11 protein-coding genes, 1 rRNA gene and 1 riboswitch are annotated in these 15,875 nt (G+C 60.4%); of the genes, 8 read left to right on the top strand and 4 right to left on the bottom strand.

Going from position 1 to position 15,875, the window contains the following annotated elements:
* The first annotated feature begins 154 nt into the window (after positions 1-154).
* Positions 155-267: ribosomal RNA gene (gene rrf, locus AC1RRC_RS16065) — 5S ribosomal RNA — on the top strand.
* A gap of 143 nt (positions 268-410) precedes the next feature.
* On the top strand, positions 411-2,132 hold the full coding sequence (locus AC1RRC_RS16060; RefSeq protein ID WP_493056503.1) for a M4 family metallopeptidase: 1,722 nt from the start codon (positions 411-413) through the stop codon (positions 2,130-2,132).
* 45 nt (positions 2,133-2,177) lie between these two features.
* Here AC1RRC_RS16060 and AC1RRC_RS16055 read toward each other — a convergent pair whose 3' ends face one another.
* Entirely contained in the window at positions 2,178-2,768 is a 591-nt protein-coding gene (locus AC1RRC_RS16055; protein WP_493056502.1) for a C39 family peptidase, read from the bottom strand.
* Between the two features lie 27 nt (positions 2,769-2,795).
* Positions 2,796-3,518, bottom strand: coding sequence for a hypothetical protein (locus AC1RRC_RS16050; RefSeq protein WP_493056501.1), 723 nt, complete (start codon positions 3,516-3,518; stop codon positions 2,796-2,798).
* 260 nt (positions 3,519-3,778) lie between these two features.
* A riboswitch (glycine riboswitch) is annotated at positions 3,779-3,870 on the bottom strand.
* A 251-nt stretch (positions 3,871-4,121) separates the two neighbouring features.
* Between AC1RRC_RS16050 and AC1RRC_RS16045 the strand changes: the two genes are divergently transcribed.
* Positions 4,122-5,846: a M4 family metallopeptidase gene (locus tag AC1RRC_RS16045; RefSeq protein ID WP_493056500.1), complete on the top strand. Its 1,725-nt coding sequence runs from the start codon at positions 4,122-4,124 to the stop codon at positions 5,844-5,846.
* Positions 5,847-5,956: 110 nt separating this feature from the next.
* On the opposite strand, the gene AC1RRC_RS16040 is transcribed toward AC1RRC_RS16045, so the two are convergent.
* Positions 5,957-6,499 carry an acyloxyacyl hydrolase gene (locus AC1RRC_RS16040; protein ID WP_493056499.1) on the bottom strand — a complete coding sequence of 181 codons (543 nt, stop codon included), beginning with the start codon at positions 6,497-6,499 and terminating at the stop codon, positions 5,957-5,959.
* A gap of 168 nt (positions 6,500-6,667) precedes the next feature.
* On the opposite strand from AC1RRC_RS16040, the gene AC1RRC_RS16035 reads away from it, so the two are divergent.
* Positions 6,668-7,558, top strand: coding sequence for an NAD(P)-dependent oxidoreductase (locus AC1RRC_RS16035; protein WP_493056498.1), 891 nt, complete (start codon positions 6,668-6,670; stop codon positions 7,556-7,558).
* On the opposite strand, the gene AC1RRC_RS16030 is transcribed toward AC1RRC_RS16035, so the two are convergent.
* Positions 7,559-8,755, bottom strand: a complete 1,197-nt coding sequence (locus AC1RRC_RS16030; RefSeq protein ID WP_493056497.1) for a M20 aminoacylase family protein — start codon at positions 8,753-8,755, stop codon at positions 7,559-7,561.
* 127 nt (positions 8,756-8,882) lie between these two features.
* Here AC1RRC_RS16030 and AC1RRC_RS16025 point away from each other — a divergent pair, with 127 nt between their 5' ends.
* From AC1RRC_RS16025 to AC1RRC_RS16010, 4 genes are all read left to right on the top strand, one after another.
* On the top strand, positions 8,883-10,961 hold the full coding sequence (locus tag AC1RRC_RS16025) for a molybdopterin-containing oxidoreductase family protein (RefSeq protein WP_493056496.1): 2,079 nt from the start codon (positions 8,883-8,885) through the stop codon (positions 10,959-10,961).
* A gap of 9 nt (positions 10,962-10,970) precedes the next feature.
* Positions 10,971-12,110, top strand: a complete 1,140-nt coding sequence (locus tag AC1RRC_RS16020) for an aminopeptidase (protein ID WP_493056495.1) — start codon at positions 10,971-10,973, stop codon at positions 12,108-12,110.
* 244 nt (positions 12,111-12,354) lie between these two features.
* Positions 12,355-14,040 (top strand): long-chain fatty acid--CoA ligase, encoded by a 1,686-nt coding sequence (locus AC1RRC_RS16015; RefSeq protein ID WP_493056493.1) that lies wholly within the window; start codon positions 12,355-12,357, stop codon positions 14,038-14,040.
* A gap of 35 nt (positions 14,041-14,075) precedes the next feature.
* Entirely contained in the window at positions 14,076-15,758 is a 1,683-nt protein-coding gene (locus tag AC1RRC_RS16010) for a long-chain-fatty-acid--CoA ligase (protein ID WP_493056492.1), read from the top strand.
* The last annotated feature ends 117 nt before the right edge of the window (positions 15,759-15,875 follow it).

Below are 15,875 nucleotides of genomic sequence, written 5' to 3'. Positions count from 1 at the left end.
GTAATGCATTAAGCTAACCAGTACTAATTGCCCGTACGGCTTGTCCCTATAACCTTGCCGGTTATACGCATTTACTCGATGATGAGTTACCCAACAACTTTACTTCTTCCGGATTGCAGTTGTGCGCCATAGCGTGCAACGCGACAAGTCAAAGCCTGATGACCATAGCAAGTCGGTCCCACCCCTTCCCATCCCGAACAGGACCGTGAAACGACTTTGCGCCGATGATAGTGCTGCAACCAGTGTGAAAGTAGGTTATCGTCAGGCTAGTTATATAGAAAAACCCCGTCAGTTCATTCTGGCGGGGTTTTTTGCTTTTCCACGTCCCGTCTTTACCTGGTTTTACACCTCTCCCGCATCGCAAATGCTGTGTTTTGCCCGAAAATGGCCAGGCACACAAAGGAGAAAACATGGCCAATCGTAAAATGCTCATTATCGTGATGCTGGCTGCTGCCCGGACCGGCGACGCGGCACCCACGATGGGCGATCCCGTCTCCTTTAATGCGCAAGAGACGGCACGCCTGGTCACCACACTCAATGGCGAGCGTGGCAAGCATGGCCTCGACAGTGATCATGGCTACTCTGTCGAGAGCCAGCATCCCGGTGAGCGGGGCATGGCCATCAGCCGCATGAACCATACCTATAAAGGCGTGCGCCTGTTTGCCTCGGAATCCGTCGTGGTCAGCGACGGGAACGGTAATCTCGTCAGCGAATCCATCGCCGACCGCCGTGCGGCGCTGAGTGGCAAGCGCATGAACGTTACCCCCAGACTCCAGCAGAGAGAGGCGCTCAATGCCGCGTTGCGCACGATCGGCGCGTACAGTGCGCAGGTCGAGGTGCCCAGCGCGGAGCTGATCATTTACCCGCTCATCAAGACCGTCCGCCTAGCGGGTACGGAGAACAAACCTGAGAGCGAACTCAATGCGCTCGACGTGGTGGACGTGGTCGATGGCTACAAGCTGGCCTACCTGGTGCAAACGCGCCTGGCCAACGGCGACCAGCCGCGATATCACAACACCATCGTCAGCGCGGAAGACGGCAGCGTGCTGCGGCAATGGAATATGCTGCAGACCGTGGCCGGCACCGGCAACAGCCAGTACAGCGGCACCGTCGCCATCAACACCACCTTGAGCGGCGCCACGTACCGCCTGCTGGACAGCAGCCGCGGCGCGCGTGGCGCCTTTGGCGGCATGGCCATCACCAATGCCAACCACACCACCAGCGCCGGCAGCATGTACACCAGCACCAGTAACACTTGGGGAGACGGCAAGCAATACATTGCTGGTGGCAGCACCACCAACGCCAATGGCCAGACCGCGGCAGTGAATGCCTTGTGGGGCTTGATGAACACGTATGACATGCACAAGAACGTCTTGGGCTGGCAGTCACTGGATGGTAACAATACGGCGACGTACATCGCCGCCCACGTCAACACCGCCTATGACAATGCCTACTACTCCGGTAACTGTAAATGCATGTACATCGGCGATGGTGGCACGTATTTCAACAATCTGGGCGCCATCGACGTGATTGGCCATGAAATGGGCCATGGCATCACGGCCGCCACCTCCAACCTGCTCTATACCGGTGAATCCGGCGGCCTGAACGAGTCGGCATCCGATATCGCCGGCGAAGCCGTGGAAGCCTATGCGCGCGCTGGCGGCAAGGGGGCCGTGCTGCCGTCGCCCGGCATCAACGACTGGATGGTGGGCAAGGAGATTTCAAAAAGTGGCCAGCCGCTGCGCTGGATGTACAAGCCGAGCAAAGATGGCAAGAGCCCGGACGCGTGGAGTACGACGCTGAAAAGCCTCGATGTGCACTACAGCAGTGGCCCGAACAACCGCATGTTCTACTTCCTGGCCAGGGGTTCCAATGCCAGCACCACCAGCGAATACTATTCGAAGTACCTGACCAAAGCCCCGCTGGCGATGACGGGCATTGGCCTGGACAAGGCTTACCGCATCTGGTTCCGGGCACTGACCACCAAATTCACCTCGTCGACCAATTACGCCGATGCGCGCGCCAAGGTGCTGGCGGCGGCGCAAGAACTGTATGGCGCCAGCAGCGCTGAAGCGAAGGCGGTGCAGCGGGCGTATGCAGCCATCAATGTTGGGACCGACATTGCTGAGTAATTTCAAAAGCCAGCCCACTCAATGCCGGGCCGGCTTTTGCACAGGTCAGTTCGCGCGGCTGATATTCATGCGCTGCGTATGGGTCCAGTTATGGTCCGACGCGCTGACCGCCGACGCATAGGTGCGCCAGGTTTGTCCTTCGCCTGGCCACGGGTTCATGATGTATACGTAATTGACGCCGTTATATGTTTCATAGCCGCGTCCCACCATGATGTGGCCGCCGCCACCGGTCCAGCCGTAGCGGATCACGAACGGCCGGTTGGCGTTGATGTCCGAAACCACGGTGTTCCACGACAGGTAATTATTGATCGCGGTGTTTGGCACGCTCCAATTGGCCAGGATGTTTTGCACGCTGCCGGATGAACCATACATGGAGTTCGGTTGGTTGGCGTTGCTGTTCCAGTTAAACGTGCTGTTGCCGCAAGCGTAGTTCAAGCCATACGCCCAGTTCACGATCTGGCACTGGCTTGGGTAATTGGCCCAGTAATAGCTGAGAATTGCCTTGCTCGATGCGGACCAGCACCACTGGCTGTGTTCCTGCGTGGTCAGCGGCACGGACAAGGTGCGCCATTGCGCCATGGCCATCGGCATGGCCAGCGCCATGGCGGCGCCGATTGCGAGATGCTTCAATTTCATGGGTCTCTCCAGATTCAGATATGAGGATCAGCGGAACGCATCCAGGTTGGCTTTGACGGCTGCGCGCAGCGGCTGCAGCACTTCGGACGCTTCCATCAGTGACGTGTCGCCCTGACCCGTTTTCATTGCGCGCGCCTGCAGCAGCAGCGATTCGCGTGCCGAATGCAGTGGCGCATAACGGGTACGGCCTTCACCGGAGACTTCCAGGAAGTCGGCGCGCGCCTGGTAAATGCGGACGAAACGCAGGTTGTTGCGCGCCGCATTGCCATGATGGGCCGTCAACGCATCGACATCTTTTGCCAGGATGGCGGCGCCATACGAAACGGTTTCATAGCGGCCGTTGACCTGCTCCACGGTCGCCAGGCCGACCGGCTTGCCGCGCACGGAGACGATGAAGCGCCACTGCCCGGTAGGCTTGGCCATGGCCTGCAAATCCGCGCGGCCCGCGACGATGTCTTTGGCTTCCACGGAATGGACAGGAAAGCCGTAGCCGATCACAGCATCCTTCAAGTCCTGCATGTCGCCGATTTCGAGCGGGAAATCAACCGGGGCGACACCGGGCCGGGTGCGCAGCTGGTACGCGGCAAATTGCGCGAAGTCGCGCTGTGCCGCCGCTTGCGCCGATGCGCCGTCTTTGGCGGCAATCGCCGTGGCGTTTTGCGCCATGGCGGGTATGCCGGACAGGCCCAGGATCGTGAACAAGGCCAATGGCGCCAGCAATGCACGCCGGGTGGAACGTTGGTGCTGCATGGATGCTTCTCCTTTTCAGGGTGTACGAGGCCCGCACCGCAAAATGTGGCGCAAAACGCGGCGCAAAACGCGGCGCAAACGCGGTCGATGCGGTCAAGGCACGGACTTTCGTCACAAGATGGATTGAGAACTGCGCGCACAGGACGTACGCACAGCGGTTGCCCCCTCTGTTCCGGACCTGAGAGATTCACGGGCGGTAGCGCCGCTTGCTCCTTCGGTGCGCCATGGCCATGCGGCCGGGCGGCTCTTCAGAGTTCTGATCAGCATAGCCGGTTCATGGGCCTGAGAGTTTCCGGGGCGGTTGCTCCTTCGGCGCCGGCTATGGTGGACCGGTCTCTCCCGACTATGCTGCAACCGGTGTTGCACCGGTTACTTAATTCAGCATAGCCCAGTCAGAACGAATGATTCAACACCGCACAAGTGCTGCGTTGTTTCCGTATCGCGCTACAAAAAAACATGGATACGTTCGACAAAAAATTTCAAATTGAGACAAGTGCACACTTTTCGTCGTAATTCCCGATTTTTTTGTCATGGCCTGTGGTGCTTCGGTAAGGTGGCGGTCACGAGGTAGCCGTCGCTACCCAAATCTATAACGGAGAAACCATGGCAATTCGCAAGACCCTGATTGCAGCAGCAATTGTGTCGATCGCAGGTTCCGCATTCGCCGCGCCCATGATGGGCACCCCGGCATCGTTTTCCCAGCAAGACAAGGCTCGCCTGGTCAGCACGCTGAATGGTGAGCGCAGCAAACATGGCCTGGATGCCGACCATGGTTTCGCCATCGCTTCCCAGCACCCGGGCGAACGTGGCCACGCCATCAGCCGCCTGAACCACACCTACAAGGGTGTGCGCGTGTTTGAATCCGAATCCGTGGTGGTCTCCGATGCGGGCGGCAACATCGTCAGCGAATCGATTGCCGAGCGCCGCAAAGACCTGAGCGCCAAGCGCATCAACACCAAGCCGTCCATGAGCGGCCAGGACGCCATCAAGGTCGCGCTGGGCAAAGTGGGTTCCCACAATGTACAGATCGACCCGCCAAGCGCGGAACTGATCATTTTCCCTGTGATGAAAACCGTGCGTGTCGCCGGCGCCGCCAACAAGGCCGAAGCGGACCTGAACGCGACCGACGTGCAAGACGTGGTGGACAGCTACAAGCTGGCGTACCTGGTGCAGACCCGCCAGGCCAATGGCAACAAGCCGGTCTTCCACAACACCATCGTGGACGCGGCCAATGGCGCTGTGCTCGACCAGTGGAACATGCATCAAACCGTGATCGGCACCGGCCACAGCCAGTACAACGGCCAGGTGCCGATCAACACCACCTATGACGGCGCCAACTACAAGATGATCGATGGTTCGCGCGGCACCGGCGGCACCTTCGGCGCCATGGCCATCACCAACGCCAACCACACCACCAGCGCCGGCAGCGTGTACACCAACGCCACCAATATCTGGGGCGATGGCCAGCAATACATCGCCGGCGGCAGCACCACCAACGCCAACGGCCAGACCGCCGCGGTGAACGCACTGTGGGGCTTGATGAACACCTACGACATGCACAAGAACGTGCTGGGCTGGCAATCGCTGGACGGTAACAATACCGCCACCTATATCGCGGCCCACGTCAACACCGCGTATGACAATGCGTACTACAGCGACGGTTGCAAGTGCATGTACATCGGCGACGGCGGTTCGTACTTCAACAACCTGGGTTCGATCGACGTGATCGGCCATGAAATGGGCCACGGCATCACCGCCGCCACGTCCAACCTGGCCTACCGCGGCGAATCGGGCGGCCTGAATGAATCGGCATCGGACATCGCTGGCGAAGCCGTGGAAGCCTATGCCCGCGCCGGCGGCACCGGCGCATCGCTGCCATCGCCTGGCGCCAACGACTGGATGACCGGCAAGGAAATTTCGAAGGATGGCAATCCGCTGCGCTGGATGTACAAACCTTCGAAAGACGGCGCATCGAAAGATGCATGGAGTTCGTCGCTGAAACGCCTGGACGTGCACTACAGCAGCGGCCCGAACAACCGCATGTTCTACTTCCTGGCCAAGGGTTCCAGCGCCACCACGTCCAGCGACTACTACTCGCCGTACCTGACCCAGTCGCCGAAAAACATGACCGGCATCGGCCTGGACAAGGCATACCGCATCTGGTTCAAGGCGCTGACCACCAAGTTTACGTCGTCGACCAACTATGCCGATGCCCGCACCAAAGTGCTGGCCGCCGCGACGGAACTGTATGGTGCCAACAGCGCGGAAGCGAAAGCCGTGCAGCGTGCCTACGCCGCCATCAACGTCGGTACCGACGTCGCTGAATAAGCCGTAGCAGCAAATAAAAACCCTCCGCAGGCTTGCGCTTGCGGAGGGTTTTTTATTGAGTTTTATAAATGGGCGCCGGGCCTTCAGGCCGGGCATCCTCATCCAGGTGCCTAGAAGCGGTACGACACCTTCACCACGCCGTAATCCACGCCGCTGTTGGGTTTCTTGATGCCGCCGTTGGAATAGTGCTGCATCTTCAGCGCCACTTCCCAGTTTTTGTTGAACACATAGCCGACGCCGATATGGTCGCCGAACTGGAAAGTGGTCGACAGCCGGTCGTCATTATTGTCGTATTTTTTGGACAGCAGGTGCATGCCGATACCGGCTTCCGCAAATAATCCCAGGCCGTCGTCACGCTGGAAGCGGAATACCGGCGTCAGGCCGACGTCCACCAGGTTCTGGTGCGCGCCCGGAATATTGCGCGCCCGCGTGCCCCGCCATGCGCCGAAGCTGGCATCCCAGTAGGCCGTGACATGGGTGCCGTTGGACTGGAACCAGCGCGTGTTCCAGTCGGAGGTGACGCCTGCGCGCACCATGCGGACCTTTGATCCGCTGCCAAATTCCGTGTAAGCCGTGTCGATATCGGGTGCCGCCTGGGCGGATTGCATGGCCAGCATGGCGCTTGCAACCGCGATAAGTTTGAATGTGTGCATAGGCTCTTTCATAGTCGATGCCATATCTCGAGTTATATAGCATTCCCTCATTGTAGCGACATTCACAAAAACGATCCGGTGGCGCTAAGATGCTGACCAGATACTGATATGTGGATGCCCGGCCCGAAGGCCCGGCACCCATTGTTCTCAACTTGTTTGGAGATCCTAATGCAAATCACTTTCCTCGGCATCGGTTTGATGGGGGATCCCATGGTGCGCCGCCTGCTCAACGCCGGTTACGCCGTCACGGTCTGGAACCGTACGGCCAGCAAAGCCGAGCCGCTCGCTGAATTCGGCGCCATGCCCGTCGCTGACCTGGGCGACGCCGTCTCGTCGGCCGATATCGTGATTTCCATGCTGGAGGCGGGGCCGGTGGTCGGCCTCGTGATCGATGCGGCGCTGCCGTCGCTGAAGGCCAACGCGCTGTGGATCGACATGAGTTCCACGCGCCAGTCGGAAGCGCAGGCGTTCCACCGCAGCCTCACCGCGGCGGGGTGCCGCTTTATCGATGCGCCCGTGTCGGGCGGCGTCGGTGGCGCCCAGGCGGGAACGCTGGCCATCATGGCCGGTGGCGGCGAAGACGATTACGCGCAAGCGCAGCCGGTGTTTTCCGCCATGGGCCGCTCCACCCGCGTGGGGCCGGCCGGCGCCGGACAGGTATCGAAACTGTGCAACCAGCTGATCGTGGGCGGCACCATCAATATCGTGGCCGAAGCGCTGTTGCTGGCGCAGGCGGCAGGGGCCGATCCGGCCGCCGTGCGCGATGCGATCCGTGGCGGCTTTGCGGAAAGCCGCGTGCTGGAAGTGCATGGCCAGCGCATGCTGGAGCGTAATTTCATGCCGGGCGGGCAGGTCAAGACGCAGTTGAAGGACCAGTACAATATCCTGGCAGCGGCAGCCGACGCGGGGGTGGAGTTGCCGGTGACGGACCTGGTGACGCAGCGTTATGAGTCGATCGAGAAGGTGTTCCCGCATGCGGACCATTCGGCGGCGCTGCTGGCGCTGGAACAATTGAATACGGGCCACCGCGTGGGCAGCGGCCCGGACCAGTTGCCGTAATTACTGGTTTTTCGGTAGCGACGCTTCCACCAGCTTGACCCAGAAACTCGCCCCGATCGGCAGCAACTGGTCATTGAAGTCATAGCTGCCGTTGTGCAGCACGCATGGCCCCAGCCCGTGGCCACCGTCGCGGTGGTCGCCGTCGCCGTTGCCAATGAAGATATAGCAGCCCGGCTTTTCTTGCAGGAAGAACGCGAAATCTTCCGCGCCCATGGTCGGCTCGACCTTGTCGTTGACACGGTCTTCGCCCACCAGCGACTTCATGACTTCCACCGCGAACCGGGTTTCCTTCGCGTGGTTGACCAGTGGCGGGTAATTGCGGCGGAACGTGAAATCGACTTCCGCGCCAAAGCCGGCGGCAATGCCTTCGGCCAGCGCGCGCATGCGGCTTTCAATCAGATCCAGCACTTGGGTGGTGAAGGTGCGCACCGTGCCCACCAGCTTGGCGTCGTCGGGGATGACATTGGTGGCGCTGCCGGCGTGGATTTGCGTGATCGACAACACCGCCGTATCCAGCGGGCTCTTATTGCGGGTGATGATGGTTTGCCATGCTTGCGCAATTTGCACGGCCACCATGACGGGATCGATCCCGTTGTGCGGCTGCGCCGCATGGGCGCCTTTACCCCGCACCGTCACATGGAACTCGTTACTGGACGCCATCATCGGGCCTTCCGTCACGCTCAGGGTGCCGGTGGCTTCGCCCGGCCAGTTGTGCATGCCGTAAATCGCATCCATCGGGCAGCGTTCAAACAAGCCATCGCTGATCATCGCGCGGGCGCCGGCGCCGCCTTCTTCGGCCGGCTGGAACACCAGGTACACGGTGCCGTCGAAATCGCGGTGCCGGGACAGATAATGCGCGGCGCCCAGCAGCATGGCCGTGTGGCCGTCATGGCCGCAGGCGTGCATCTTGCCCGGGTGGCGCGAAGCGTGGGGGAAGGTGTTGATTTCCTGCATGGGCAGCGCATCCATATCGGCGCGCAGGCCGATCGCGCGGCCCGACGTGCCGCTCTTGATGATGCCGACCACGCCGGTGGTGCCCATGCCGCGGATGACGGGGATGCCCCATTCCGCCAGCTTGTCGGCCACCACGTCGGAAGTGCGCTGCTCTTCATAGCAAAGTTCGGGGTGCGCGTGGATATCGCGCCGGATTTGTTGCAGTTCGGATTGAAATGCAATGATAGGTTCTACAAGTTTCATACCTGGTCTCCACCATGCCAGTTGCTATCCTTGCATTGTAGCCTCGCCGGGCGCGGAAGGGCAGTCTGAGAGCGCGCTGAAAATGGTTTACGATGGCGGTTTCATCGATGTATTTCCAGGGAATTCCATGACCACCACCCATGTTCGTGCGGCCTGCCCGCACGATTGTCCCGATACTTGCGCGCTGATCGTTACCGTCGAAAACGGCGTCGCAACCGAAGTGAAAGGCGATCCCGATCACCCCACCACCGCCGGTGTGCTGTGCACCAAGGTCGCCCGCTATGCGGAACGCACGTATCACCCGGACCGGCTGCTGACGCCATTGCGCCGCATTGGCAAAAAAGGCGAAGGCAAGTTCGAGCGCATCAGCTGGGATGAGGCGCTCGACACCATCGCGGCCAAACTGAAGCCGATCGCCGCGCGCGACCCCGAAGCCATCCTGCCGTACAGCTACGCCGGCACCATGGGCCTGGTACAGGGCGAATCGATGGCGCAGCGCTTCTTCCACCAGCTGGGCGCCTCGCTGCTGGACCGCACCATTTGCGCGATGGCGGGCGCCACCGGCTACCGCTATACGGTGGGCGCATCGATCGGCACCGACATGGAGCAATTCCAGGATGCCAAACTGATCATCATCTGGGGCGGCAACCCGATCGCCTCGAACCTGCATTTCTGGACCCGCGCGCAAGCGGCCAAACGCAACGGCGCCAAGCTGATCGCGATTGACCCTTACCGCTCGCTGACGGCCGAGAAATGCCACCAGCACATCGCGCCGCTGCCCGGCACCGATGCGGCGCTGGCGCTGGGCCTGATGCATGTGCTGATCGCGGAAGATTTGCTCGACCACGAGTACATTGCCGGCTACACCATCGGTTACGAAGAGTTGAAGCAGCGCGTGACGGAATGGACGCCCCAACGCACGGCGGAAACCTGTGGCATTACGGAAGACGAGGTGGTACAGCTGGCGCGCCTGTATGGCGGCATGGCCAAAGCCGGCGAACCGGTCGCCATCCGCATGAATTACGGCGTGCAGCGCGTCAAAGGCGGCGGCATGGCGGTGCGGAATATCGCGTGCCTGCCGGCGCTGGTGGGCGCGTGGCGCCATCCGGCCGGCGGCGTGCAATTGTCGTCGTCCGGTTCCTTCCCGACCAACAAGGCCAAGCTGCAGCGCCCGGATTTGCTGGCCGGCCGCACGCCGCGCACGATCAACATGTCCACCATCGGCGATGATCTGTTAAAACCGTCATCACCGGAATTCGGGCCCCAGGTGGAAGCCGTCATTGTCTACAACTCGAACCCGGTGGCGGTGGCGCCCGAGTCGGCCAAAGTGGCGCAGGGCTTCGCCCGCGAAGACCTGTTCACCGTGGTGCTGGAACACTTCCAGACCGATACCGCCGATTACGCTGACATCGTGCTGCCCGCCACCACGCAGCTGGAACACGTCGATACGCACACGTCGTATGGCCACTTGTACATGATGGCCAATAACGCGGCCATCGCACCGATGGGCGAAGCCAAAGCCAACACGGAAATCTTCCGCCTGCTGGCCGAGCGTATGGGCATGGATGACCCGTGCTTCAAGGAGTCCGACGACGCCCTGGCGGCGCAGGCGTTCAATCAGCAAGACGTGCGCGCCATCCACTTCGACTGGGAATCGCTGAAGCGCGATGGCTGGCAAAAGCTGAACATGCCAGCCGCGCCGTTTGCCAACGGCGGCTTCCTGACGCCATCGGGCAAATGCGAGTTTTATTCCGCCGCGATGCTGGCCGACGGCCTCGATCCGTTGCCGGCGTACATCGCGCCCTATGAATCGGTGGCCAGCAATCCGGAACTGGCAAAACGCTATCCGCTTGCCATGATTTCACCACCGGCGCGCAACTTCCTGAACTCCACCTTTGTCAATGTGTCCAGCCTGCGCGCCACCGAGGGCGAGCCGCATCTGGACATTCATCCAACAGATGCATCCGCACGCGGTATCGGACACGGTGACATGGTGCGGATATACAACGATCGGGGCAGTTTCACGTGCAAGGCCCGGGTGACGGACAAAGCCCGTGCCGGCCTAGTGGTGGGGCTGTCGATCTGGTGGAAAAAGCTGGCCGGAGATGGCAAGAACGCCAATGAAGTCACCAGCCAGCGCCTTACGGATATGGGCCGTGCGCCGACTTTTTACGATACACTGGTTCAGGTAGAGAAATGCACCTGAAGGTGAAGAATGCGCGAAATTGCCCGTCAATTAAGGCGCGCCAGATTCTGGCTGGCGGCGGGTGCGTGCGCACTGATGCTCGCGGGTTGTGCACAGTTTAAGTATTACTTCCAGGCGGCCCAGGGCCAGTATGCGCTCTGGTCCGACGCCCGGCCGATTGAAGACTGGCTGGGCGACCCCACCACCGATCCCAAACTCAAGGCGCGCCTGGAAAAGGCGCTGCTGATCCGCCGTTTCGCCGTCAAGGAACTGAACTTGCCGGACAATGCCAGCTACAAGAATTACGCGGCGCTGAAACGCCCGTATGTATTGTGGAATGTGGTGGCCACGCCGGAACTGTCGCTGCGCCCGATCCAGTGGTGTTTCCCGATTGCCGGCTGCGTCAGCTACCGTGGCTATTACAGCAAGGACGATGCGGAAGGCTACGCTGACCAATTGCGCGCGGAAGGCAATGACGTCCAGATCGGCGGCGTGCCGGCCTATTCCACGCTGGGCTGGTTCAGCGATCCGCTGCTGTCATCGTTCATCAATTATTCGGACGTGGAACTGGCGCGCATGGTGTTCCATGAACTGGCGCACCAGGTGGTGTATGCCGAAGGCGATTCCCGTTTCAATGAAGCGTTTGCATCGGCCGTGGAAGAAGCGGGCGTGCACAAGTGGCTGGAAATGTACGGCAATGAAGCCATGCGCGAAGGCTACCTGCGCTACAACGCGCGGCGCCAGGACTTCCTGGAATTGCTGGTCAAACACCGCCAGCTGTTGGCCGACAATTACGCGCGCAAAGTCAGCGACAAGAAAAAGCGCGAAGAAAAGGCGCGCATCTTTGCGTCGCTGAAGGCGGAATACCAGACGCTGCGCAATGGCGCCTGGGGCGGATATGCGGGTTACGACAGGTATTTTTCGGACCACTTAAACAATGCCCACCTTGCCTCTGTTGCAACCTATAATGATTTCCTGCCCGGGTTCCGTGCCCTGCTGGCGCAGGAAAAAACCTTCCCGCGCTTCTATGTTGCAGTGCAGCGCATGAAAAACCTGAGCCAGGCGGAGCGTCAAGCCCAACTGATACAACTGGCCCAGCCTCAACCGCCAGCGGGCGCTGACGTAAGCAATTCGGTGGCTACGCAATCGATAGCTTTGCCTGTGCAGTAAATGCGCAGTCGATGGGCAGTAAGCCTTGCTGCATAGCAGCAAGAACAGCACTGCGGCAAGCGTTGGTTTTCCCGTAGAGGAGGCGTTCAAAAAATACAAAACTGCTTGCATACCGGGCGGCAGCCCGATAGCATCATCATAGTATTTGTGTACGAGCGTACTATTTTTAGCTTGCAGCAGCTTTCAACGCCGGCACTGTGCGCCGCGCGCCACATATAAAAACCACTGAGAGACGAGGCACAGGATGGACAAAATTTGGCTGAAGTCATATCCCCCCGGCGTTCCCGCCGAGATCGATCCTGACCAATACCGGTCGCTGGTACACCTGCTGGAAGAATCGTTCCAGAAATACGCCAACCGCAACGCGTACGTGTGCATGGACAAGTTCCTGACCTACGCCGAGCTGGACAAGCTGTCGCGCCAACTGGGCGCGTGGCTGCAAAGCCGGGGCCTGAAAAAAGGCGCGCGCGTGGCTGTCATGATGCCGAACGTGCTGCAATACCCGGTGTCGATCGCCGCCATCCTGCGCGCCGGCTACACCGTCGTCAACGTCAATCCCCTCTACACCCCGCGCGAGCTCGAACACCAGCTCAACGATTCCGGCGCGGAAGCCATCATCATCCTGGAAAACTTCGCCACCACCCTGGAGCAGGTCCTGCCGCGCACCAAGGTCAAGCACATCGTCGTGGCCAACATGGGGGAAATGCTGGGCGGCCTGAAAGGCGCCATCGTCAACTTCGTGGTGCGCAACGTGAAGAAACTGGTGCCGGCCTTTTCACTGCCGAACGCGGTGCGCTTCAAGTCCGTGCTGGGGCAGGGCGCCGGCATGAAGCTCACGCCGGTCGAGCTGAAATCGTCCGACGTCGCATTCCTGCAATACACGGGCGGCACCACCGGCGTGTCCAAGGGCGCCACCCTGACGCACCGCAATATCGTGGCGAACTTGCTGCAAATCGATGCGTGGGCCGCGCCGGCGCTGGAAAAAGCGCCGCAAGTGGATCCGCTGACCATCATCTGCGCCTTGCCGCTGTATCACATCTTTGCGCTGACGGCCTGCGCCATGTGGGGCACCCATGCCGGCGCCCTGAACGTGCTGGTGCCGAACCCGCGCGATATCGGCGGCTTCATCAAGGAACTGGGCAAGTACAAGTTCAACATGTTCCCGGCTGTCAATACGTTGTACAACGCGCTGGTGAATCACCCCGAGTTTTCCAAAGTGGACTTCTCCGGCCTGAAGATTTGCAACGGCGGCGGCATGGCCGTGCAGCAGGCGGTCAACGACAAATGGCTGAAGGCCACTGGCGTGCCGATCCTCGAAGCGTATGGTTTGTCTGAAACGTCGCCGCTGGCGACCGGCAACCGGGGCGACGGCAGGGAATTCACGGGCACCATCGGCTTGCCGGTCTGCTCCACCGAGATTGCCATCCTGGACGACGACGGCAATGAAGTGCCGTTGGGCCAGCCGGGCGAAATCGCAATTCGCGGCCCGCAAGTGATGGCGGGTTACTGGAACCGCCCGGAAGAAACCGCCAAGGTCATGACGCCGGACGGCTACTTCAAGTCGGGCGACGTGGGCGTGATGGATGCCAACGGATACGTGAAAATCGTCGACCGCAAGAAAGACATGGTGCTGGTCTCGGGCTTCAATGTGTACCCGAACGAGGTGGAAGGCGTGGTGGCGTCGCACCCGGGCGTGCTGGAATGCGCGTGCATCGGCGTGCCGGACGAACATTCGGGTGAAGCGGTCAAAGTCTTCGTGGTGCGCAAGGACCCGAACCTGACGGCGGAAACCCTGATGGCGTACTGCAAGGACAACCTGACCGGCTACAAGAAACCGAAGTACATCGAATTCCGCGATGAGTTGCCGAAGACGAACGTCGGCAAGATCCTGCGCCGCGCCTTGCGTGACGAGGGCAAGAAAGCGGCATAAGAAAAATTATTGACACATCCAACACGAGGCTATAGATGGAAAAGATCTGGTTGAAATCCTATCCCGAAGGCGTGCCGGCGGAGATCGACAACACGCAGTACAGCTCAGTAACGCAATTGCTGGAAGAGTCTTTCCGTAACTATGCCGACCGTGACGCGTATGCCTGCATGGACAAGACGCTGACGTACCGCGACGTCGATACGATGTCGCAGCACGTCGGCGCCTGGCTGCAGAACAAGGGCCTGCAAAAAGGCGCCCGCGTGGCGATCATGCTGCCGAACGTGCTGCAATATCCGGTCGCCATGGCCGGCATCATGCGCGCCGGCTACGTGGTGGTGAATGTCAATCCGCTGTACACGCCGCGTGAGCTGGCGCACCAGTTGAACGACTCCGGCGCGGAAGCCATCATCGTGCTGGAAAACTTCGCCACCACCGTGCAGCAGGTGCTGGGCCAGACCAAGGTCAAGCACGTGATCGTCGGCAGCATGGGCGACCTGCTCGGTGGCCTGAAAGGCATGATCGTCAACCTGGTGGTGCGCAAAGTGAAGAAGATGGTGCCAGCGTATTCGCTGCCGAAAGCCATCTCGTTCAAGCAAATGCTGGCCGAAGGTTCGCGCCTGAAGATGAGGGCTGTGAAGCAGACGCACGACGACATCGCGTTCCTGCAATACACGGGCGGCACCACCGGTGTGTCGAAAGGCGCCGTGCTGTTGCACCGTAACGTGGTGTCGAACGTGCTGCAAAACGAAGCGTGGCTGCAATTCAAGGCCAGCAGCGAGCAAATGGTATTCGTGGCCGCGCTGCCGCTGTACCACATTTATTCGCTGACGATTTCGTGCTTCATGAGCATGCGCATGGGCGGCCTGAACTTGCTGATCCCGAACCCGCGCGATATCCCGGGTTTCGTCAAGGAACTGGCGAAGTACAAGGTGACGGTGTTCCCGGCCGTGAACACGCTGTACAACGCGCTGTTGAACAATGCGGACTTCGCCAAGCTGGACTTCTCATCCTACAAGATTTGCAACGGCGGCGGCATGGCCGTGCAAAAGGCGGTGGCGGACCGCTGGCTGAAGTTGACGGGCACGCCGATCATCGAAGGCTACGGCTTGTCGGAAACGTCGCCGGTGGCGACCGCCAACCGGGTCGACATCAAGGAATTCACCGGCACCATCGGCTTGCCGATTCCCTCGACGGAAGTGCAGATCCTGGACGACGACGGCAATGTGCTGCCGATCGGCGCCACCGGTGAAATCGCGATCCGTGGCCCGCAAGTGATGGCGGGCTACTGGAACCGTCCGGAGGAAACCGCGAAGTCGATGACGGCCGATGGCTTCTTCAAGACCGGCGACGTCGGCATCATGGATGAACGCGGCTACACCCGCATCGTCGACCGCAAGAAAGACATGATCCTGGTGTCCGGCTTCAACGTCTATCCGAACGAAGTGGAAGGCGTGGTGGCGTCGCACCCTGGCGTGCTGGAAGTGGCCTGCATCGGCGTGCCGGACAAGAATTCCGGCGAAGCCGTGAAACTGTTCGTGGTCCGCAAAGACCCGAACCTGACGGCCGAAGCGCTGCAGGAATTCTGCAAGAATGAACTGACCGCGTACAAGAAGCCGAAATACATCGAGTTCCGCGATGAACTGCCGAAGACCAATGTCGGCAAGATCCTGCGGCGCGAATTGCGCGATGAAAAGCCGAAGGCGAAAGAAGCCGCGTAAGTCCCTGGCTGTTGCAAAGAAAAAGGCGCCGCGTGAATGCACGGCGCCTTTTTTTGTAGGGCGGTTTTGCCAGAGGCAAAGCCGCCCCATGCATGCGGCAACCTGGCGCCATAGCAC

This window comes from Pseudoduganella sp. GW821-FHT12E03, from assembly GCF_058807115.1.
The sequence above is the reverse complement of the archived record's forward strand: the minus strand, read 5'-3'. Positions and strand labels throughout refer to the sequence as shown.

Bases quoted from the DNA above. Each gene is read 5' to 3' on its own strand.
- AC1RRC_RS16035 (WP_493056498.1), top strand. From the start codon at position 6,668: ATGCAAATCACTTTCCTCGGCATCGGTTTGATGGGGGATCCCATGGTG.
- AC1RRC_RS16060 (WP_493056503.1), top strand. From the start codon at position 411: ATGGCCAATCGTAAAATGCTCATTATCGTGATGCTGGCTGCTGCCCGG.
- AC1RRC_RS16025 (WP_493056496.1), top strand. From the start codon at position 8,883: ATGACCACCACCCATGTTCGTGCGGCCTGCCCGCACGATTGTCCCGAT.
- AC1RRC_RS16015 (WP_493056493.1), top strand. From the start codon at position 12,355: ATGGACAAAATTTGGCTGAAGTCATATCCCCCCGGCGTTCCCGCCGAG.
- AC1RRC_RS16050 (WP_493056501.1), bottom strand. From the start codon at position 3,518: ATGCAGCACCAACGTTCCACCCGGCGTGCATTGCTGGCGCCATTGGCC.
- AC1RRC_RS16030 (WP_493056497.1), bottom strand. From the start codon at position 8,755: ATGAAACTTGTAGAACCTATCATTGCATTTCAATCCGAACTGCAACAA.
- AC1RRC_RS16020 (WP_493056495.1), top strand. From the start codon at position 10,971: ATGCGCGAAATTGCCCGTCAATTAAGGCGCGCCAGATTCTGGCTGGCG.
- AC1RRC_RS16055 (WP_493056502.1), bottom strand. From the start codon at position 2,768: ATGAAATTGAAGCATCTCGCAATCGGCGCCGCCATGGCGCTGGCCATG.
- AC1RRC_RS16010 (WP_493056492.1), top strand. From the start codon at position 14,076: ATGGAAAAGATCTGGTTGAAATCCTATCCCGAAGGCGTGCCGGCGGAG.
- AC1RRC_RS16045 (WP_493056500.1), top strand. From the start codon at position 4,122: ATGGCAATTCGCAAGACCCTGATTGCAGCAGCAATTGTGTCGATCGCA.
- AC1RRC_RS16040 (WP_493056499.1), bottom strand. From the start codon at position 6,499: ATGCACACATTCAAACTTATCGCGGTTGCAAGCGCCATGCTGGCCATG.